Consider the following 20,825-nt stretch of genomic DNA (forward strand, 5'->3'; position numbering starts at 1 on the left):
CATAGAATGGTATGATAGATACAATACAAAAAGCGTTTTGCTCAATAAAGAAAGAAAAGAGGAAACTTCAATGTCTAATTGGGACACTAAATTTTTGAAAAAAGGTTTTACCTTTGATGATGTATTGCTCATTCCAGCAGAGAGTCATGTGTTGCCTAATGATGCGGATTTAACAACAAAATTGGCAGATAATTTGACTTTAAATATCCCAATTATTACAGCTGCAATGGACACTGTAACAGAAAGCCAAATGGCCATTGCAATCGCGCGTGCAGGTGGACTTGGAGTTATCCATAAAAACATGTCTATTGAGCAACAAGCTGACGAAGTTCGTAAGGTAAAACGTTCTGAAAATGGTGTTATCATTGATCCATTCTTCTTGACTCCTGAACATACAATCGCTGAAGCAGATGAACTCATGGGCCGTTACCGTATCAGTGGTGTCCCAGTGGTTGAAACTCTTGAAAACCGTAAGTTAATTGGTATTTTGACAAACCGAGATCTACGTTTCATTTCTGACTACAATCAACCAATTTCAAAACACATGACTAGTGAAAACCTAGTTACTGCTCCGGTTGGTACAGACTTAAAAACTGCAGAGAGTATTCTTCAAGAACACCGTATTGAGAAATTACCTTTAGTTGACGAAGAGGGTCGTCTTTCTGGTTTAATCACCATTAAAGATATTGAAAAAGTGATTGAGTTCCCAAATGCTGCAAAAGATGAATTCGGTCGTCTTCTAGTTGCTGGTGCGGTAGGAGTTACTTCTGACACATTTGAACGTGCAGAAGCCCTCTTTGAAGCAGGAGCTGATGCTATTGTTATCGATACTGCCCATGGTCACTCAGCGGGTGTACTTCGTAAAATCGCTGAAATTCGTGCTCATTTCCCAGACCGTACACTGATTGCTGGGAACATCGCTACTGCTGAAGGTGCGCGTGCTCTTTATGATGCAGGTGTTGACGTTGTTAAAGTCGGTATTGGCCCAGGTTCAATCTGTACAACTCGTGTAATCGCAGGTGTTGGAGTTCCTCAAGTTACAGCTATTTACGATGCTGCAGCAGTGGCGCGTGAATATGGTAAAACAATCATTGCTGATGGTGGAATCAAGTATTCTGGAGATATTGTTAAAGCTCTTGCTGCTGGTGGAAATGCAGTAATGCTTGGATCAATGTTTGCAGGAACAGATGAAGCTCCAGGTGAAACTGAAATCTTCCAAGGACGTAAGTTTAAGACTTACCGTGGTATGGGTTCAATCGCCGCAATGAAGAAAGGTTCAAGCGACCGTTACTTCCAAGGTTCTGTTAATGAAGCGAACAAACTTGTTCCAGAAGGAATTGAAGGACGTGTTGCTTATAAAGGAGCTGCTGCTGATATCGTCTTCCAAATGATTGGTGGTATCCGTTCTGGTATGGGATATTGTGGTGCAGCTAATCTTAAAGAATTGCATGACAATGCTCAATTTATCGAAATGTCTGGTGCGGGTCTAAAAGAAAGCCATCCACACGATGTGCAAATCACTAATGAAGCTCCAAACTACTCAATGTAATAAAAAAATCTCCTGTTTGACAGGAGATTTTTTGTTTTGATAAAACTGTAAACTTTAATTTACAACTATTTGACCATTATTTACTGTAAATACACTAAGGGTATCAGGCAAGTTTTGAAGATGGTCTAAACTAGTAGTTGTAATAAAGGTTTGGATATTATGAGAAATTGTTTCTAACAATTTAAGTTGACGACTATTGTCAAGTTCACTCATAACATCGTCAAGTAAAAGAATTGGAGATTCCTTGGTGATGCTTTCCATCAATTCGATTTCAGCAAGTTTTACAGAAAGAACTAGACTACGATGCTGTCCTTGACTACCAAAACTTGCGTCTATTCCATTGATTAAGAAAGTCATATCATCCCGATGAGGGCCAACTCCCGTATTCTTCTTAAATAAATCTCTAGATCTACTTTTTTGGAGTGCTACATGGAAAGAATCAGCTAAATATTCTTTGTCAACGAAGTTTACAGAAGGTTGATAGAAAATTGACAACTCTTCTGACTGGTCTGAGATATCAAAGTGTTTCCTCTTTCCAAAGTGATCCATTTTTTGTAAGAAGTCAGCTCTATGAATCATTACACGACATCCGTACTCTACAAGTTGGTCATCAAGGACAGATAAAAAAGTGTCATCAATATTTTGTGTAGATTTTAGATAGCTATTTCTCTGTTTAAGGATGTGGTTATAACTTGACAGGTCTGACAAGTAAATCGGTTTGATTTGCCCTAATTCTATGTCAATGAACTTACGACGAATGGCCGGAGCACCTTTGACAAGCTGTAAATCTTCTGGAGCAAATAAGACAACGTTCATATGTCCGATATAATCAGAAAGACGAGCTTGCTTTAAGTGGTTTACTTTTGTAATTCGACCTTTTTGTGTGAGGTCTATTTCAAGTGGTATAGTTGCCGTTTTTTTCTGCAAGATTCCAGAAACTTGTAGTTGCTCTTCTTCAAATTGAATTAAATTTTTGTCAGTCTTTGTTCTGTGACTTCTTGTTAGAGCTAAAAAATAAATACTTTCAAGAAGATTTGTTTTTCCTTGAGCGTTCCGACCAACAAATACATTTAATTTTGGGTTAAAATCAATTTCTGTATCTCGATAGTTACGAAATTGTTTAATGGATAAGTTTTTCAGCCACATATTTACCTACCTGGGAAACGTGGTGCACTTTTTGCTTTTGGTGGCTGGTTCTTTTTGATTGACTTTTTTTGAACCTTTTTATTCATTTCTTTAACAAGTTTAGCTACACGCTCTTTCTCGATTTTATCTTGTTTAAATTCCTCAAGTTCTTCAGGATTTGGTTGAACTAAAACAATTTGAGTTTTTAAATCAGGAATGTCAATAGTATCGCCGATTCTAATTTTTTTGCCGCGACGATTTTCTAATTCTCCATTAAAATATACAAGATGGTCCGCTAAAAATGATTTAATAGCGCCACCACTTTGGATGATTCCAAGATCTTTCAAAAGAGCTTGGAGCGTAATAAATTCTTCAAATAATTTGTATTCCATAGTTCACCTCAATCTTTGGTATTATACCATATTTTACTTAAAATAGTGGAAGGAAAACCTAAGATATGAAAACGATTTTAATTTCAAAAGCGTCAAAGAGAACAAGAAAATTTTTCGTTTTCATGGTATAATAGAACTCTATGTAAAAGGAGGTAAAAGATGGAGTTATTCCCTGGAATTGCAGTGCATTTTATCCATTCTAAAAAGTTTAAGACAAATAAAATAACCATGCGATTCACAGCTTCATTATCTCTGGATTTGATTTCTGGTCGCATGTTAAGTGCCAGTATGCTTGAAACAGCAAATAAAAGTTATCCAATAGCTCAAATTCTTAGGAAACATCTGGCAGCTCTGTATGGGGCAGATCTATCAACTCATGCTTATCGAAGAGGACAAAGTCACCTTGTAGATGTTAGTCTTACATATGTTCGAGATGAATTTTTAAGTAAGAAAAATATATTGACTGCGCAGATTTTAGAATTATTGCATCAAGTTTTATTTAATCCTTTGTTGGATGATGATGGATTTGAGAAAAATACTTTTGAAATTGAGAAAAAACAATTGTTGGCGAGACTAGAATCAGAATTAGAGGATCCTTTCTTCTTTGCACATAAAGAATTAGACCAGTTGTTTTTCCAAGATGAATCAATGCAGTTAGTTCCTAAAGATTTGATTGCCAGAATTTCCGAAGAGACTTCTAAATCTTGCTATTCAAGTTTTCAAAAAATGCTGAAAGAAGATAGGATTGATTTATTCTTTTTAGGAGACTTTAATGAAATTGAAGTTCTAGAAAGCCTGAAGAAATATAAGTTGACAGGTCGTAAAAAAACTGTAAACATTCAATATCGACAAGAGTATTCAAATGTTCTTAGAGAAGGAATTATCAGGAGAAACCTAGGTCAGTCCATTTTAGAGATGGGTTACCATAGCACGATTGGTTATGGGGATGATCAAAAAATGGCTTTACTTCTTGTAAATGGTCTACTTGGGGCTTTTCCACACTCTAAATTGTTTACTCAAGTAAGGGAAAAGGAAGGCTTGGCTTATACAGTATCTAGTCATTTAGATCTTTTTAGTGGTTTTTTGCGACTCTTTGCTGGTATTAACCGTCAAGACCGAAATCGAGTACGGAAACTGATGAATGATCAATTATCCGATATCAAAAATGGTCGATTTACAGATGCAGAAATCAATCAAACTAAGGAAATGATTCGCAGAAATATGTTGTTAAGTCAAGATAACCAAGACTCGATTATAGATAGAGAATACTTAACTATCTTTTTTGGTAAGTCAGTTTTAGACCTAGAGACTTTGATAGAAAAACTAGAACAAGTTGACAAGGATGCGATTTGTAAAGCTGCATCTAGTCTAAAATTGCAGGCTATCTATTTTATGGAAGGAGCAGAATGACTAGAGTAACTTTTCAAGAGAAATTTTATCCTGCTGTAAAGGAAACTCTTTATCAAGCGAAATTAGAAAGCGGATTGACAGTTACTTTACTTCCGAAAAATGACTTTAATGAAGTTTACGGGGTAGTCACTGTCCAAGTTGGTTCGGTTGACATAGAGTTTACAGTTAGAGATGGGAGAAAGAAAACATATCCTAGTGGGATTGCTCATTTTTTAGAACACAAACTCTTTGAAAGAGAAAATGCTGAAGACATTATGGCTGCTTTTACTGAACTAGGAGCAGAAAGCAATGCCTTTACAAGCTTTACAAACACAAGCTATCTTTTTTCAACTTCTGACAATGTTACTGAGTGTTTAGACTTGCTTGACGATCTTGTTACTAGCTTTAATGTTACTGAAGAATCTGTTGAACGTGAAAAGGATATCATTCAACAAGAACGCGAAATGTATCAGGACGATCCTGATTCTTGCTTGTTCTTTAAAACACTTGCAAATCTATATCCGAAAACTCAACTAGCTTCAGATATTGTTGGGACTGAAGATTCGATAGAAGATATTCGTTTAGAGGATTTACGAGATAATTTTGATGAGTTTTACACACCTGTCAACAGCCATGTTTTTCTCGTTGGGAACTTTGATTTAGGATTAATACAAAATTATTTTTCTAATAGACATACTGGAAATCAGATAACTAAAACCGCTAGAGAAAAGATAGCTTTACACCCTGTAAAGAAGGTAGAGAGCATTCGTATGGATGTGGCTTCTCCTAAATTAGCAATTGGAGTTCGAACAAATGCTGAGATGGAGAATAAAGACTGCTATCGATACGGTGTATTGTTGAAGGCCTTGTTTTCGATGATGTTTGGATGGACCTCAAAAAGATTTCAAAGTTTATATGAAACTGGGAAACTAGATTCTTCATTATCTATGGAGGTTGAAATCAATCATCGTTTTAATTTTTTGATGCTGACAATGGATACAAAAGAACCTGTTGCCATTTCACACCAATTTCGAAAGGCAATTAAGAATTTTGTAACTGATCCGGATGTGTCAGAGGAACATCTTGATTTAATAAAAAGCGAAATTTATGGAGAGTTTCTCCATAATCTGAATTCTTTAGAATTTATTGCGACTCAATATCAGTCGCACGTTGATGAATCAACCTTGTTTGATTTGCCAAAGATTATACAGGAAATGACCTTAGAAGATGTTCTTGAGGTAGGACATCATTTTATCGATAATAGTGAGATGGTTGAGTTTACAATTTTTCCACTATAAGAATCGAAAATAAATAGACTAGAAAGAAGGAATGATAAGTATGAGGAAAAAAACAATCGGTGAAGTTTTACGTTTAGCAAGAGTAAACCAGGGGTTGAGTTTAGAGGAGTTGCAGCGCAAGACAGATATTCAACTGCATATGCTAGAAGCTTTAGAGTCAGATGATTTTGATAAATTACCTAGTCCCTTTTATGTTCGCTCTTTTTTGAGAAAGTATGCTTGGGCAGTTGAGTTAGACGAAAGTATAGTTTTAGATGCTTATGATTCGGGAAGTATGATTACCTATGAAGAAGTTGATGTTGATGAGATAGAATTATCTGGTCGTAGACGTTCTAATCGTAAGAAACGTTCCCTGCTTCCGCTTTTTTACTTCGTCTTATTCTCCTTATCAATTTTAATTTTCGTTACCTACTATGTTTGGAATTATATTCAAACACAACCAACAGAAACAACTTCAGCTAACTATAATGTTGTAACTACTACAAATACAACAACTAGTGAAACAACAACTAGCAACCAAACCACTAGTCCATCAAGTTCGAGTGAAGCATCAACTGTGACTGTTTCAGGTCAGGGAGATGTTATATCAGTAGAGTATAAAACTTCTAAAGATACTGCTGAACTTCAATTATCTGTGACGGATGCAACAAGTTGGATTAGTGTATCAGATACGGATCTAGCTGGAGGAACTACTCTCGAGCCAAATAACAAAACAGCTAAAACAACAATTTCTAAAGGCTCTCCGGTAACAATCACATTAGGCGTTGTAAAAGGCGTTAAAATTAAAATCGATAATCAAGAAATTGACACTGCAAAATTAACTGGTCAAACTGGTTGGATTAGACTAACAGTGAGTTCAAACTAAGGAAGGATACTATGAAAAAAGAAAATATTCCTAACATACTTACGCTTGGTAGAATTTTATTTATTCCGATTTTTGTTCTCCTTCTATCATTTGGACAGTCTCCTATGTTACATAAAATAGCAGCAATTATTTTTGCCATCGCAAGTATCACTGACTACCTAGACGGCTATTTAGCTAGAAAGTGGCAAGTAGTTAGCAATTTTGGGAAATTCGCTGATCCAATGGCTGATAAGTTGTTGGTTATGTCGGCCTTTATTATGCTAGTTGGTCTTGATATGGCTCCTGCTTGGGTAGTGGCTGTTATCATTTGTCGTGAACTTGCAGTTACTGGTTTGCGCTTGCTTTTAGTTGAAACCGGAGGGACTGTTTTAGCTGCAGCAATGCCAGGAAAAATCAAGACATTTAGCCAGATGTTCGCGATTATCTTCTTGTTATTCCATTGGAATTTACTCGGTCAGATAACTCTTTATATTGCCTTGTTCTTCACAGTTTATTCTGGTTATGATTACTTCAAGGGAAGCGCATATTTATTTAAAGGAACCTTTCGCTAGATATGGAATCGATTATTGAAATTAGGGATCTGTCATTTCGATACCAGGCAGATCAAGAACATTATGATGTTCATAACATTTCGTTTCACGTGAAACGTGGAGAATGGTTGTCAATCGTTGGTCACAACGGGAGTGGGAAATCAACGACAGTTCGCTTGATTGATGGCTTACTCGAGGCTGAATCTGGAGAAATTTGGATAGATGGTGATTGCCTAACACCGGAAAATGTCTGGGAGAAAAGACGTAAGATTGGTATGGTATTTCAAAATCCCGATAATCAGTTCGTGGGAGCAACTGTTGAAGATGACGTTGCTTTTGGCCTAGAAAACCAAGGTATTCCGCTTGAAGAGATGAAGAAACGAGTCTCTGAAGCTCTGTCATTAGTTGGGATGGCGGAATTTACAAAAAAAGAACCAGCTCGCTTGTCTGGAGGTCAGAAACAGAGAGTGGCAATTGCAGGAGTTGTAGCTCTGCGACCAGATATTTTAATCTTGGATGAGGCTACAAGTATGTTGGATCCAGAAGGACGACTAGAGTTGATTAAGATAGTCCAGAAGATTCGCCAAGACCACCAGATGACAGTTATCTCCATTACGCATGATTTAGATGAGGTTGCTATGAGTGACCGTGTTTTAGTAATGAAAAAAGGGAAAGTCGAGTCAACAAGCACTCCTAGAGAATTATTTTCTAGGTCAGATTTAGATCAAATTGGCTTAGATCAACCCTTTGTCAACCAATTGAAAGAATCATTACGTACTAGTGGTTTGAATTTGCCAGAGTTCTATCTTACAGAAGAGGAACTTGAGGAGGCTTTATGGGAATTATTCTAGACAATGTTAGTTATACGTATCAAGAAGGAACGCCGTTTGCCTCAGCTGCCTTGTCTGATGTCAGTTTGACAATAGAGGATGGCTCTTATACTGCGATTATTGGGCATACAGGAAGCGGAAAGTCTACAATCCTTCAACTTTTGAATGGTTTGCTAGTTCCTACAGAGGGAAGTGTTCGTGTCTTTGATACATTGATTACATCAACATCTGTCAATAAGCAAATTCGTCAAATCCGCAAACAAGTAGGCTTGGTTTTTCAGTTTGCTGAAAATCAAATTTTTGAGGAAACAGTCTTAAAAGATGTGGCTTTTGGTCCTCAAAATTTTGGAGTTTCTGTAGAAGAGGCAGAAGCTATCGCGCGTGAAAAATTAGCTTTAGTGGGAATTGACGAGTCACTTTTTGAACGTAGTCCATTTGAACTCTCAGGAGGACAAATGAGAAGGGTTGCTATTGCTGGGATTTTAGCAATGGAACCTAAGATCTTGGTTTTAGATGAGCCAACCGCAGGCTTGGACCCAATTGGCCGAAAAGAGTTGATGACCTTGTTTAAAAAGTTTCATCAAGATGGTATCACGATTGTTTTGGTGACTCACCTTATGGATGATGTAGCAGAATTTGCTGACCAAGTTTACGTAATGGAAAAAGGAAAGTTAGTCAAGAGTGGGAAGCCAAGTCTTGTTTTTCAAAATGTCGAATTTATGGAAAAAATCCAATTGGGTGTTCCTAAAATCACACGATTTGCTCAAAGATTAGCTGACAGAGGACTTTCTTTCAAACAATTGCCGATAACGATAGAGGAGTTTAAGGAGTTCATCAATGGATAACATGATTTTAGGTCGTTACATACCAGGAAATTCGATTGTTCATCGTTTGGATCCTCGTAGTAAGTTAGTGGCAATGATTTTATTAATTTTGATTGTTTTTTGGGCCAATAATCCAATAACAAATTTGATCCTTTTCGTTGCAACTGGCATTTTTGTAGCTTTATCAGAAGTTCCCTTATCTTTTTTCATAAAAGGTTTGCGGTCTATGTTTTTTCTGATTGCTTTTACAACCCTTTTTCAACTGTTCTTTATCTCAGATGGAGATGTCTTGTTCGAGATTGGATTTATAAAAATCACAAGTCATGGAATTGAACAGGCTGGGATTATTTTTTGTCGCTTTGTGTTGATTATCTTTTTCTCAACCTTACTTACTTTGACGACCATGCCACTAAGTTTGGCAACAGCAGTAGAGTCCTTGCTTGGACCTTTGAAAAGACTCAAGGTTCCTGTTCATGAAATTGGGCTTATGTTGTCTATGAGTTTGCGCTTTGTACCAACCTTAATGGATGATACGATTCGCATTATGAATGCTCAAAAGGCGCGTGGTGTTGATTTTGGAGAAGGGAATGTAATCCAAAAAGTTAAGGCTATGATACCTATTTTGATACCTTTGTTCGCTACCAGTTTGAAACGAGCAGATTCTCTTGCTACAGCTATGGAAGCTAGAGGGTATCAAGGCGGGAATGGACGTAGTCAGTATCGACAGTTGAAATGGATGAATAAAGATAGTGTAGCTCTATTACTTATTTGTGTCTTGGGTGGTATTCTATTTTTGTTAAAATCCTAGAGTGAAGTATAGAATGAGATAGGGTAGAGGTATGAACCGTTTTAAAAAATCAAAATATATCATTGTTCTATTTGTCGTCGTATTGATAGTTTCAGTTTTTTTAGTGATGACGAAATCAAGTGCGGTTGTGACAAAAGTTGGAGATGGCATTTCTCTGATAGATAGAATTGTTCAAAAGCCATTTCAATGGTTAGAATCTACAAAGTCTGATTTAGGAAATTTGACGAGAGCTTATAATGAGAATGAAACTCTTAAAAAAGAACTCTATCAAATGGAAAAAGAAACGAATGAAGCAAACAGTCTGAAGGAAGAAAATGAGCAATTACGTCAGTTATTAGATATGAAGTCCAAATTAAATGTGACCAAGTTAATTGCTGCGGATGTCATCATGAGAACTCCATCAACCTGGAAACAAGAATTAACAGTTAACGTTGGTTCTCAACAAGGAGCAACGACAAACATGCTTGTTGTTGCTGGTGGAGGATTGGTTGGAAGTGTTGAAAAAGTAGAAGACAACTCAACTGTGGTCAATTTATTGACAAACGCTGAGAATACAGAGAAGATTTCCGTTAAAATCCAGCACGGTTCTAGTAGCATTTATGGTATTATTATCGGTTATGATAAGGAAAAAGAACTTTTGAAAATCAGCCAGCTCAATAGCAATGGCGACATTAGCCAAGGCGACAAAGTGGTGACTGGAGGTTTGGGAAACTTTAATGCTACAGATATCCCTGTAGGAGAAGTCGTATCAGTGACACATAGTACTGACTATCTAACTAGAGAAGTTATGGTTAAACTACACGCTGATCCAATGAATCTTAAGGTTGTAGAGTTAGTGGGGAATGCGTCATGAGACTTTTTAGGCAGATAGGAATGTTTGTACTATTGCCCTTGATTATCTTGATCGATAGCCATTTAGGGCAGTTTGTAAATAGTTTTTTCCCACATATACAAATTGTTAGCCACTTTATTTTTATCTTCTTATTATTTGAAACGATAGAAGTATCTGAGTATCTGTTTTTAGCTTATTGCCTAGTTGTAGGACTTGTATACGATATTTACTTCTTCCATTTGATTGGAATAGCAAGTCTCCTTTTTGTGATTATTGGAGCAATTGTTTATAAAAGTAACTCTGTCATTTTGTTAAATAGATGGACCAGATTGCTTGCTGTCTTAATGATGACCTTCATTTTTGAGTTTGGTAGCTTTATGTTGGCAGGGGTGGTCGGACTAACTGCTGAAAATCTATCCGTTTTTATGGTTTATAGTCTTGTGCCTACTCTAATATTGAACTGTTTATGGATGTTGGTTTTCCAATATATTTTTGAAAAAATATATCTATAAGAAAGAAACAAAACTGTAATAAAGGCGTAATATTTATTAGGCCTTTTTTTGATATACTAGTATTGTCTTTTTAAAGAAGGAGTATTTACACTTATGAAGAAAAAAATTCTAGCATCACTTTTATTAAGTACAGTATTAGTTTCACAAGGAGCTGTTCTTTCAAGTGTTCAAGCCAATACAACAGATGAAAAAATTGCTGCTCAAGATAGTAAAATTAGTAACTTGACAGCTCAACAGAAAGAAGCTCAAAAACAAGTAGATGAAATTCAAACTAAAGTTTCAGCTATTCAATCAGAACAAGAAAAATTACAATCTGAAAACGAAAAACTTCAAGAAGAATCTAAAAAACTTGAAGGTGAAATTGCAGAGCTTTCAAAAAATATCGTAGCACGTAATGAATCACTTGAAAACCAAGCTCGTAGTGCACAAACAAACGGAACTGCTACAAGTTACATCAATACGATTATTAACTCTGACTCAATCACAGAAGCTATTTCTCGTGTTGCAGCCATGAGTGAAATCGTATCAGCAAACAATAAAATGTTGCAGCAACAAAAAGAAGATAAGAAAGCTATCTCTGAAAAACAAGTTGCAAACAACGAAGCAATCAATACAGTCATTGCTAACCAACAAACGCTTGCTGACGATGCTCAAGCTTTGACAACAAAACAAGCTGAATTGAAAGTAGCTGAGTTGAATCTTGCAGCTGAAAAAGCATCAGCAGAGAGCGAAAAAGCTACTTTGTTAGAACAAAAAGCAGCAGCAGAAGCTGAAGCAAAAGCAGCAGCAGAAGCTGAGGCGGCTTATAAAGCTAAACAAGCAAGTCAACAACAAACACTGATTGCTTCTGCGAAAACAACTTTTACAGAACAAGTACAAGCAACTTCTACTTCAACATCTTCATCATCATCAGATGATGATTCAAGCTACACACCTGCAGTAACTACGGTAAGTCAACGACCAACTTATAGTTCAAATGCTTCAAGTTATCCTGTAGGTCAATGTACATGGGGAGCTAAAACTTTAGCACCATGGGCTGGCGATTACTGGGGTAATGGTGGTCAGTGGGCAGCTAGTGCAGCAGCAGCTGGATTCCGTACAGGTTCTACACCACAAGTTGGTGCAATTGCTTCATGGGATGATGGAGGATATGGACACGTAGCAGTTGTTACGGCTGTGGAGTCTCCAACTCGCATTCAAGTTTCAGAATGTAACTATGATGGTAGCGGAACTCAACCAATCGGAAATTATCGTGGATGGTTTAATCCTACAGCATCACGTGGTACGGTAAGATACATTTATCCAAACTAATATACTGATTATTACTAAATTTAGGGTGAGGTTTTATTAATCTCACCCTTTGTATAGTGCTGAAAAATAAATTTCATTATATAATTACTTGAACTTATTTTGTATTCTATTCTTAATAATTATTTAGTTAAAGTTAGATGAAATTTAGAGATTTAGTACGAGTGTAGCTTGTTAATAAAAAATGGTTTCTAAAGGGAATTGGTACTGGAATTATGTTTACTTATAAAACGAATGTTGATGTCAAAGAGTGGGATTTATTTTTACAAAATCATCCTCAAGGAAATTTATTGCAGAGTAGTGATTGGTCCAAGATAAAGGATACTTGGGGGAATGAGAGAGTTGGATTTTATAAAGAAAATCAACTAGTTGGAGTAGCGAACATCTTAATTCAGCCTCTTCCATTAGGATTTTCCATGTTCTATATTCCAAGAGGCCCAGTTATTAATTATGAAGATAAAGAACTTCTGAAATTTGTGCTTTTAACATTGAAAAAACTTGCTAAAAAAAGCCATGCAATAATGGTTAAATTTGATCCAAGTTTGTTTATCAGTCGAAGTCTTATCGACCAAGAAACTATTCAAAATTCTAAAACTTTTGAAATTGTTGAGGAATTGCAAAAAAACAAAGTTCATTGGACAGGTTTGACAAAGGATATGGCAGAAAACATACAACCTCGTTTTCAAGCTAATATTCATAAAGAAAACTTCTCGTTGGATCAACTATCCAAGTCTACTAGACAGGCAATCCGAACTGCAAGAAATAAAGGATTGGAAGTAAAATTCGGTGGACTCGACTTATTAGATGAATTTTCATTTTTAATGAAGAAAACAGAGTCTCGTAAGAATATCAGTTTACGAGGCAAAGATTATTATCAGAAGTTACTGACTACTTATCCTGATCACTCTTTTATCACACTGAGCTATTTAGATTTACCTAATAGACTGAAAGAAGTTGAGCAGCAACTCGAAAAGAATCTTAAAATAGCGCAGAAATTTACTGATAAAACGAAAGAAGGCAAAATAAAAGAGAATCAGCAAGAGAGAAAACGATTAGAGGAAGAAATTTCTTTTCTTAAGAGCCATATTGATAGAGGAGACAGTGTCGTTCCATTGTCTGGAACTTTAACCATTGAATTTGGGAAAACTTCTGAAAACTTATATGCTGGAATGAATGAGGAATTTAGACATTATCAACCTGCTATTCCTACATGGTTTGAGACTGCTCAGCATTCATTTGAACGTGGAGCAGAGACTCATAATATGGGTGGAATTGAAAATAATTTAGAGGGTGGGTTATTTAATTTTAAATCTAAGTTTAATCCCACTATTGAGGAGTTTGCTGGTGAGTTTAACTATCCAACTAGTTCGTTATATTTCTTGTTTAATCTAGCTTATAAGATTCGTAAGAAACTTCGAAGTAGATAGCATAAACACCACTACATTAAATTAAAAAAATTAGCTATTAGAACATCTCAGCAGTGTATGTTGAGATGTTTTAAATTTAGAGCTTTTAACTGGTAATTTAATAAGGAGAAAATAACAAAATTACTTGAAATAAAGCTCCAATTATGATAGAATGAAACTTGTCGTGTGAACGATAATACTCATTCTTGATGAATTGTGAAATTGTTGCCTTTGGGTTGTTTTGCAAGCTGAAATCAAGAAGAGGAAAAAACAAAAAAGGAGAAATACTCATGGCAGTAATTTCAATGAAACAACTTCTTGAGGCTGGTGTACACTTTGGTCACCAAACTCGTCGCTGGAACCCTAAGATGGCTAAGTACATCTTCACTGAACGTAACGGAATCCACGTTATCGACTTGCAACAAACTGTAAAATACGCTGACCAAGCATACGACTTTATGCGTGATGCAGCAGCTAACGATGCAGTTGTATTGTTTGTTGGTACTAAGAAACAAGCTGCTGACGCTGTTAAAGAAGAAGCAGAACGTTCAGGTCAATACTTCATCAACCACCGTTGGTTGGGTGGTACCCTTACTAACTGGGGAACAATCCAAAAACGTATCGCTCGTTTGAAAGAAATTAAACGTATGGAAGAAGAAGGAATCTTCGACGTTCTTCCTAAGAAAGAAGTTGCACTTCTTAACAAACAACGCGCTCGTCTTGAAAAATTCTTGGGTGGTATCGAAGACATGCCTCGCATCCCAGATGTAATGTACGTAGTTGACCCACATAAAGAGCAAATCGCTGTTAAAGAAGCTAAAAAATTGGGAATCCCAGTTGTAGCGATGGTTGACACAAACACTGATCCAGATGATATCGATGTAATCATCCCAGCTAACGATGACGCTATCCGCGCAGTTAAGTTGATCACAGCTAAATTGGCAGACGCTATCATCGAAGGTCGCCAAGGTGAAGATGCTGTAGCAGCAGTTGAAGCAGAATTTGCAGCTTCAGAAGCTCAAGCAGACTCAATCGAAGAAATCGTTGAAGTTGTTGAAGGCGACAACGCTTAATTCGTATAAATAGTAATTACCTAGGAGGGCGGGGCTTAGCCCGGCTCTCCTATTTTTAAAAAATATAGGAGAATCAAAATGGCAGAAATTACAGCTAAACTTGTTAAAGAGTTGCGTGAAAAATCTGGTGCTGGTGTTATGGACGCTAAGAAAGCATTGGTTGAAGTTGAAGGTGATATCGAAAAAGCGATCGAATTGCTTCGCGAAAAAGGTATGGCTAAGGCAGCTAAGAAAGCTGACCGTGTTGCAGCTGAAGGTTTGACTGGTGTATTTGTTAACGGTAACGTTGCAGCAGTAGTTGAAGTAAATGCTGAAACTGACTTCGTTGCGAAAAACGCTCAATTCGTTGAGTTGGTAAATGCTACAGCTAAAGTAATCGCTGAAGGTAAACCAGCTAACAACGAAGAAGCACTTGCTTTGACAATGCCTTCAGGTGAAACTCTTGAAGCTGCATATGTATCTGCAACAGCTACAATCGGTGAAAAAATCTCATTCCGTCGTTTTGCTTTGCTTGAAAAAACAGATGCACAACACTTCGGAGCATACCAACACAATGGTGGACGTATCGGTGTTATCTCTGTAATCGAAGGTGGAGACGAAGCGCTTGCTAAACAAATCTCAATGCACATCGCTGCTATGAAACCAACAGTTCTTTCATACAAAGAATTGGATGAGCAATTTGTTAAAGATGAGTTGGCACAATTGAACCACGTTATCGATCAAGATAACGAAAGCCGTGCAATGGTTGGTAAACCAGCTCTTCCACACCTTAAATATGGTTCTAAAGCTCAATTGACTGATGAAGTCATCGCTCAAGCTGAAGAAGATATTAAAGCTGAATTGGCTGCAGAAGGTAAACCAGAAAAAATCTGGGATAAAATCATTCCTGGTAAAATGGATCGCTTCATGCTTGACAACACTAAAGTTGACCAAGCATACACACTTCTTGCACAAGTTTACATCATGGATGACAGCAAGACAGTTGAAGCTTACCTTGAATCAGTTAACGCTTCAGTAGTTGAGTTCGCTCGCTTTGAAGTTGGTGAAGGTATCGAAAAAGCTGCAAACGACTTTGAAGCAGAAGTTGCAGCTACAATGGCAGCAGCCTTGAATAACTAATAATAAAAAATTAAATAATGAATTGCACTCTAAATATTAGATTTTTGTATCTAACTTTTGGAGTGCAGTTTTTATTAGCTCCTTACTTGATTAAGACAAATTGATTAGTAGTAATAATTTGATTCAATTAATACTTTGGTAGTGTGTAATAGTGAGATTGACATACCCTACCGAAATGAATGTATGAGAATTTAGCAGTAGAATGAAAAATAGTTTAAGATATTTTTTAATATCCACTTTGTGATTCTGAATACTTATTTTTCCTTTTGGAACAAGAATAAAGTTCTCATTTTAACTCAAATCAATCTTAGAAAATCGCAAATGAAAATTCGTTTGCGATTTTTCTGTACTTTTCAGATATGATATCAAATATAGTTCGTGAAATATTTGATTTTTGGCGTCTGTTGTGTTAGAATGATGTAAAGTAATACGAAAGGCGAACAAGAAAATGTCCAGTAAACTTATTTATACGGGAAAAGCTAAAGATATCTATACTACAGAAGACGAAAATGTGATTAAGTCGGTCTACAAGGACCAGGCCACTATGCTGAATGGAGCTCGCAAGGAGACTATTAAAGGTAAAGGTGTGCTAAATAATCAGATTTCGTCTCTTATTTTTGAAAAATTGAATGCTGCGGCTGTTGCGACGCACTTTATAAAACGTATCTCTGATACCGAACAATTGAATAAGAAGGTTAAAATCATTCCTTTGGAGGTTGTCCTTCGTAACGTGACTGCCGGTTCTTTTTCTAAACGTTTTGGCGTTGAAGAAGGTTTGGATTTGGAAACTCCAATCGTTGAATTTTACTATAAAAATGATGAATTGGATGATCCATTTATCAATGATGAGCATGTCAAGTTCTTGGATATTGCTAACGATGAGCAAATTGCTTATATCAAGGAAGAAACGCGTCGGATCAATGAATTGCTGAAAGATTGGTTTGCACAAATTGGTCTTCGTTTGATTGACTTCAAATTGGAATTTGGTTTTGATAAGGATGGCAAGATTATCTTGGCAGATGAATTTTCACCAGATAACTGTCGCCTTTGGGATGCGGAAGGTCATCACATGGATAAGGATGTTTTCCGTCGTGATCTTGGTAGCTTGACAGATGTTTATGAAGTTGTATTGGAAAAATTGCAAGGATTGAAGTAGCCTTTTACAAATAGAATACTTGGTCTTCACTACAATCTTTAAGTAGAAATAGATAAAGGAAATAAAATGGATAAACGTATTTTCGTTGAGAAAAAAGCTGATTTTCGTGTAAAATCTCAGTCTTTAGTAAAAGAATTGCAGCATAATCTTCAGTTGAAAACGTTGAAGGATCTTAGGATTGTTCAGGTTTACGATGTCTTTGGTTTGGCAGAGTACTTGTTTGCGCGTGCGGAAAAACATATTTTCTCTGAGCAAGTGACAGATACTGTTTTGGATGAAGCTACGGTTAAGGCTGATCTTGAGAAGTATGCTTTCTTTGCGATCGAAAGTTTGCCTGGTCAATTTGACCAACGTGCGGCATCTTCACAAGAAGCTTTGCTTTTGCTTGGTAGTTCAAATGATGTAACAGTGAACACAGCACAACTTTACTTGGTTAACAAGGATATTGATGCAAATGAGTTGGAAGCTGTCAAAAACTACCTTTTGAACCCAGTGGATTCTCGTTTCAAAGATATCACTGTTGGCATTGCGAAACAGGATTTCTCTGAGTCTGACAAGACCATTCCAAGCTTGGATTTCTTTGAAACTTATACGGCAGAAGATTTTGCACAGTATAAGGCGGAGCAAGGATTGGCCATGGAAGTGGATGATCTTCTCTTCATTCAAGATTACTTCAAATCCATTGGACGTGTACCAACTGAGACTGAGTTGAAGGTTTTGGATACTTACTGGTCTGACCACTGCCGTCATACAACTTTCGAAACTGAGTTGAAAAACATCGACTTTTCAGCTTCTAAATTTGAAAAACAATTGCAAGCGACTTATGACAAGTATATTGCCATGCGTGATGAGTTGGGACGTACAGGAAAACCTCAAACCTTGATGGATATGGCCACTATTTTTGGCCGTTATGAGCGTGCTAATGGTCGTTTGGATGACATGGAAGTGTCTGATGAAATCAATGCCTGCTCTGTTGAAATTGAAGTGGATGTTAATGGTATCAAAGAACCATGGCTCCTCATGTTCAAAAACGAAACTCATAACCACCCAACTGAAATTGAACCATTTGGTGGGGCAGCTACTTGTATCGGTGGTGCCATTCGTGACCCATTGTCAGGACGTTCATACGTTTACCAAGCCATGCGTATCTCAGGTGCTGGTGATATCACAGCTCCAATTTCAGAAACACGTGCTGGTAAATTGCCACAACAAGTGATTTCTAAAACAGCGGCTCACGGTTATTCTTCATACGGTAACCAAATTGGTCTTGCAACAACTTATGTTCGTGAATACTTCCACCCAGGTTTCGTTGCTAAGCGTATGGAGCTAGGTGCAGTTGTCGGTGCGGCTCCTAAGGAAAATGTTGTCCGTGAAAAACCTGAAGCAGGTGATGTGATTATCTTGCTCGGTGGTAAGACTGGACGTGACGGTGTCGGTGGTGCGACAGGTTCTTCTAAAGTTCAAACAGTTGAATCTGTTGAAACAGCTGGTGCTGAGGTTCAAAAAGGGAATGCCATCGAAGAACGTAAGATTCAACGTCTTTTCCGTAATGGGGATGTGACCCGTCTGATTAAGAAATCAAATGACTTTGGTGCTGGTGGTGTCTGTGTGGCTATCGGTGAATTGGCTGATGGTCTTGAAATTGATCTAGACAAAGTGCCATTGAAATACCAAGGTTTGAACGGTACAGAAATTGCTATCTCTGAATCTCAGGAACGTATGGCCGTAGTGGTTCGTCCAGAAGATGTAGATGCTTTCGTTGCTGAATGTAACAAAGAAAATATTGATGCTGTTGTCGTTGCGACGGTGACTGAGAAACCAAACCTTGTCATGCACTGGAATGGTGAAACCATTGTTGATTTGGAACGTCGTTTCCTTGATACAAACGGTGTACGTGTGGTTGTAGATGCTAAGGTGGTTGACAAGGATGTCAAGCTTCCAGAAGAACGTCAAACATCTGCTGAAACCCTCGAAGCTGATACTCTTGAAGTCTTGGCTGACCTTAACCATGCCAGTCAAAAAGGATTACAAACCATCTTTGATAGCTCAGTTGGTCGTTCAACAGTCAATCACCCACTTGGTGGTCGTTACCAAATCACACCAACGGAAGCTTCTGTACAGAAATTGCCAGTCCAACATGGTGTGACCACAACTGCTTCTGTCATGGCGCAAGGATTCAACCCTTATGTAGCAGAATGGTCTCCATACCATGGCGCTGCTTATGCGGTTATCGAAGCAACTGCTCGTTTGGTTGCTGCTGGTGCAAACTGGTCTAAGACTCGCTTCTCTTACCAAGAGTACTTCGAGCGTATGGATAAACAAGCAGAGCGTTTTGGTCAACCAGTAGCTGCTCTCCTTGGATCCATTGAAGCTCAGATTCAACTTGGTTTGCCATCTATCGGTGGTAAAGACTCTATGTCTGGTACCTTTGAAGAATTGACCGTACCACCAACATTGGTTGCTTTTGGGGTAACAACTGCAGATAGCCGTAAGGTTCTTTCTCCAGAATTCAAAGCTGCTGTTGAAAATATTTACTACATTCCTGGTCAAGCTTTGGCACAAGAAATTGACTTCAATCTTATCAAGTCTAACTTTGCTCAATTTGAAGCCATCCAAGCTGACCATAAAGTCACATCTGCATCAGCTGTCAAATATGGTGGTGTGGTTGAAGCTCTTGCCCTTGCAACATTTGGTAACCATATTGGTGCCACTGTAACCCTTGAAAATCTTGAGACTGCCTTGACAGCTCAATTAGGTGGGTTCGTCTTCACATCTCCGGAAGAAATTTCAGGTGTTGCCAAGATTGGACAAACAGCAGCTGACTTTACACTTACTGTCAATGGTGTAACGCTTGATGGACACAAACTTGACAGTGCCTTTCAAGGTAAATTGGAAGAGGTTTACCCAACGGAATTTGCACAAGCAACTGAGTTGGAAGAAGTACCTGCAGTGGCATCAGATGCTGTGATCAAAGCCAAAGAAACAGTTGAGATACCAGTGGTTTACCTCCCGGTATTCCCAGGTACTAACTCTGAGTACGATTCAGCTAAGGCCTTTGAAAAAGAAGGTGCAAAAGTCAACTTGGTACCATTTGTCACATTGAATGAAGAGGCGATTGTCAAGTCTGTTGACACTATGGTTGACAATATCGAAAAAGCAAATATTATTTTCTTTGCAGGTGGCTTCTCAGCAGCGGATGAACCAGATGGATCAGCTAAATTTATCGTTAACATCTTGCTCAATGAAAAAGTACGTGCAGCTATTGATAGCTTCATCGAACGTGGTGGTTTGATTATTGGTATCTGTAACGGATTCCAAGCCCTTGTTAAATCAGGTCTTCTTCCATACGGTAACTTTGAAGATGCAAGCAGCACGAGTCCAACACTCTTCTACAATGATGCCAACCAACACGTGGCTAAGATGGTTGAAACACGTATTGCCAACACGAACTCACCATGGCTTGCTGGAGTAGAAGTTGGTGACATCCATGCCATCCCAGTATCACACGGTGAAGGTAAATTTGTCGTGACAGCTGAGGAATTTGCAGAGCTTCGTGACAATGGTCAAATCTTTACCCAATATGTTGACTTCGAAGGTAAACCAAGCATGGATTCTAAATACAATCCTAACGGATCTGTCAATGCGATCGAAGGTATCACAAGCAAGAACGGTCAAATTATTGGTAAGATGGGTCACTCAGAACGTTTCGAAGACGGTCTCTTCCAAAATATTCCAGGGAATAAAGACCAACACCTCTTTGCGTCAGCAGTTAAATACTTTACTGGGAAATAGGCTTTGCAGATTTTCTA

Annotated in this window: 18 protein-coding genes; 16 read left to right on the top strand and 2 right to left on the bottom strand. The window is 37.7% G+C overall.

What is annotated here, in order from left to right:
* Positions 1 to 70 precede the first annotated feature (70 nt).
* Positions 71 to 1,549, top strand: a complete 1,479-nt coding sequence (gene guaB / locus TZ94_RS00815; protein WP_006154819.1) for an IMP dehydrogenase — start codon at positions 71 to 73, stop codon at positions 1,547 to 1,549.
* Between the two features lie 54 nt (positions 1,550 to 1,603).
* Here the strand turns inward: guaB and recF are convergent, their stop codons facing one another.
* The gene (recF, locus tag TZ94_RS00820) at positions 1,604 to 2,695 is read right to left on the bottom strand and encodes a DNA replication/repair protein RecF (protein WP_045613268.1); all 1,092 of its coding nucleotides are present in this window, start codon (positions 2,693 to 2,695) and stop codon (positions 1,604 to 1,606) included.
* Between the two features lie 2 nt (positions 2,696 to 2,697).
* Positions 2,698 to 3,066: a S4 domain-containing protein YaaA gene (gene yaaA, locus TZ94_RS00825; RefSeq protein ID WP_045613270.1), complete on the bottom strand. Its 369-nt coding sequence runs from the start codon at positions 3,064 to 3,066 to the stop codon at positions 2,698 to 2,700.
* Between the two features lie 159 nt (positions 3,067 to 3,225).
* Here yaaA and yfmF point away from each other — a divergent pair, with 159 nt between their 5' ends.
* The 15 genes from yfmF to TZ94_RS00900 all read left to right on the top strand — a co-directional run bounded on the left by yfmF (position 3,226) and on the right by TZ94_RS00900 (position 20,808).
* A complete protein-coding gene (gene yfmF / locus TZ94_RS00830; protein ID WP_045613273.1) occupies positions 3,226 to 4,476 on the top strand; it encodes an EF-P 5-aminopentanol modification-associated protein YfmF in 1,251 nt (416 codons plus the stop codon).
* Entirely contained in the window at positions 4,473 to 5,753 is a 1,281-nt protein-coding gene (gene yfmH, locus TZ94_RS00835) for an EF-P 5-aminopentanol modification-associated protein YfmH (protein WP_045613275.1), read from the top strand. Before yfmF ends, yfmH begins: the two co-directional genes overlap by 4 nt.
* 40 nt (positions 5,754 to 5,793) lie before the next feature.
* Positions 5,794 to 6,618: a cytoskeleton protein RodZ gene (gene rodZ, locus TZ94_RS00840; RefSeq protein ID WP_080929459.1), complete on the top strand. Its 825-nt coding sequence runs from the start codon at positions 5,794 to 5,796 to the stop codon at positions 6,616 to 6,618.
* An 11-nt stretch (positions 6,619 to 6,629) separates the two neighbouring features.
* Complete coding sequence (pgsA, locus tag TZ94_RS00845) at positions 6,630 to 7,169, top strand: CDP-diacylglycerol--glycerol-3-phosphate 3-phosphatidyltransferase (protein ID WP_045613279.1); 540 nt, start codon at positions 6,630 to 6,632, stop codon at positions 7,167 to 7,169.
* 2 nt (positions 7,170 to 7,171) lie between these two features.
* Entirely contained in the window at positions 7,172 to 7,999 is an 828-nt protein-coding gene (locus TZ94_RS00850; protein WP_045613282.1) for an energy-coupling factor ABC transporter ATP-binding protein, read from the top strand.
* A complete protein-coding gene (locus TZ94_RS00855) occupies positions 7,984 to 8,823 on the top strand; it encodes an energy-coupling factor transporter ATPase (RefSeq protein ID WP_045613284.1) in 840 nt (279 codons plus the stop codon). The genes TZ94_RS00850 and TZ94_RS00855 overlap by 16 nt, the downstream gene beginning before the upstream one ends.
* Positions 8,816 to 9,610: an energy-coupling factor transporter transmembrane component T family protein gene (locus TZ94_RS00860; protein ID WP_045613286.1), complete on the top strand. Its 795-nt coding sequence runs from the start codon at positions 8,816 to 8,818 to the stop codon at positions 9,608 to 9,610. Before TZ94_RS00855 ends, TZ94_RS00860 begins: the two co-directional genes overlap by 8 nt.
* Positions 9,611 to 9,641: 31 nt before the next feature.
* Complete coding sequence (mreC, locus tag TZ94_RS00865) at positions 9,642 to 10,463, top strand: rod shape-determining protein MreC (protein WP_045613289.1); 822 nt, start codon at positions 9,642 to 9,644, stop codon at positions 10,461 to 10,463.
* Positions 10,460 to 10,954, top strand: coding sequence for a rod shape-determining protein MreD (gene mreD / locus TZ94_RS00870; protein WP_045613291.1), 495 nt, complete (start codon positions 10,460 to 10,462; stop codon positions 10,952 to 10,954). Before mreC ends, mreD begins: the two co-directional genes overlap by 4 nt.
* A 93-nt stretch (positions 10,955 to 11,047) precedes the next feature.
* Positions 11,048 to 12,265, top strand: coding sequence for a peptidoglycan hydrolase PcsB (gene pcsB, locus TZ94_RS00875; RefSeq protein WP_045613293.1), 1,218 nt, complete (start codon positions 11,048 to 11,050; stop codon positions 12,263 to 12,265).
* 212 nt (positions 12,266 to 12,477) lie between these two features.
* Positions 12,478 to 13,689 (top strand): aminoacyltransferase, encoded by a 1,212-nt coding sequence (locus tag TZ94_RS00880; RefSeq protein WP_045613296.1) that lies wholly within the window; start codon positions 12,478 to 12,480, stop codon positions 13,687 to 13,689.
* 269 nt (positions 13,690 to 13,958) lie between these two features.
* Complete coding sequence (gene rpsB / locus TZ94_RS00885; protein WP_045613298.1) at positions 13,959 to 14,741, top strand: 30S ribosomal protein S2; 783 nt, start codon at positions 13,959 to 13,961, stop codon at positions 14,739 to 14,741.
* A 78-nt stretch (positions 14,742 to 14,819) separates the two neighbouring features.
* The gene (tsf, locus tag TZ94_RS00890) at positions 14,820 to 15,860 is read left to right on the top strand and encodes a translation elongation factor Ts (protein ID WP_045613302.1); all 1,041 of its coding nucleotides are present in this window, start codon (positions 14,820 to 14,822) and stop codon (positions 15,858 to 15,860) included.
* 448 nt (positions 15,861 to 16,308) lie between these two features.
* The gene (purC, locus tag TZ94_RS00895; protein WP_045613304.1) at positions 16,309 to 17,016 is read left to right on the top strand and encodes a phosphoribosylaminoimidazolesuccinocarboxamide synthase; all 708 of its coding nucleotides are present in this window, start codon (positions 16,309 to 16,311) and stop codon (positions 17,014 to 17,016) included.
* Between the two features lie 66 nt (positions 17,017 to 17,082).
* Entirely contained in the window at positions 17,083 to 20,808 is a 3,726-nt protein-coding gene (locus TZ94_RS00900) for a phosphoribosylformylglycinamidine synthase (RefSeq protein WP_045613305.1), read from the top strand.
* Positions 20,809 to 20,825: the final 17 nt, after the last annotated feature.

The organism is Streptococcus infantis, from assembly GCF_000960085.1.
Taxonomy (GTDB): domain Bacteria; phylum Bacillota; class Bacilli; order Lactobacillales; family Streptococcaceae; genus Streptococcus; species Streptococcus infantis_C.

Bases quoted from the DNA above. Each gene is read 5' to 3' on its own strand.
- yfmF (WP_045613273.1), top strand. From the start codon at position 3,226: ATGGAGTTATTCCCTGGAATTGCAGTGCATTTTATCCATTCTAAAAAG.
- rpsB (WP_045613298.1), top strand. From the start codon at position 13,959: ATGGCAGTAATTTCAATGAAACAACTTCTTGAGGCTGGTGTACACTTT.
- yaaA (WP_045613270.1), bottom strand. From the start codon at position 3,066: ATGGAATACAAATTATTTGAAGAATTTATTACGCTCCAAGCTCTTTTG.
- TZ94_RS00880 (WP_045613296.1), top strand. From the start codon at position 12,478: ATGTTTACTTATAAAACGAATGTTGATGTCAAAGAGTGGGATTTATTT.
- mreC (WP_045613289.1), top strand. From the start codon at position 9,642: ATGAACCGTTTTAAAAAATCAAAATATATCATTGTTCTATTTGTCGTC.
- TZ94_RS00900 (WP_045613305.1), top strand. From the start codon at position 17,083: ATGGATAAACGTATTTTCGTTGAGAAAAAAGCTGATTTTCGTGTAAAA.
- TZ94_RS00860 (WP_045613286.1), top strand. From the start codon at position 8,816: ATGGATAACATGATTTTAGGTCGTTACATACCAGGAAATTCGATTGTT.
- TZ94_RS00850 (WP_045613282.1), top strand. From the start codon at position 7,172: ATGGAATCGATTATTGAAATTAGGGATCTGTCATTTCGATACCAGGCA.
- yfmH (WP_045613275.1), top strand. From the start codon at position 4,473: ATGACTAGAGTAACTTTTCAAGAGAAATTTTATCCTGCTGTAAAGGAA.
- recF (WP_045613268.1), bottom strand. From the start codon at position 2,695: ATGTGGCTGAAAAACTTATCCATTAAACAATTTCGTAACTATCGAGAT.
- tsf (WP_045613302.1), top strand. From the start codon at position 14,820: ATGGCAGAAATTACAGCTAAACTTGTTAAAGAGTTGCGTGAAAAATCT.
- pgsA (WP_045613279.1), top strand. From the start codon at position 6,630: ATGAAAAAAGAAAATATTCCTAACATACTTACGCTTGGTAGAATTTTA.
- TZ94_RS00855 (WP_045613284.1), top strand. From the start codon at position 7,984: ATGGGAATTATTCTAGACAATGTTAGTTATACGTATCAAGAAGGAACG.
- purC (WP_045613304.1), top strand. From the start codon at position 16,309: ATGTCCAGTAAACTTATTTATACGGGAAAAGCTAAAGATATCTATACT.
- guaB (WP_006154819.1), top strand. From the start codon at position 71: ATGTCTAATTGGGACACTAAATTTTTGAAAAAAGGTTTTACCTTTGAT.
- mreD (WP_045613291.1), top strand. From the start codon at position 10,460: ATGAGACTTTTTAGGCAGATAGGAATGTTTGTACTATTGCCCTTGATT.
- rodZ (WP_080929459.1), top strand. From the start codon at position 5,794: ATGAGGAAAAAAACAATCGGTGAAGTTTTACGTTTAGCAAGAGTAAAC.
- pcsB (WP_045613293.1), top strand. From the start codon at position 11,048: ATGAAGAAAAAAATTCTAGCATCACTTTTATTAAGTACAGTATTAGTT.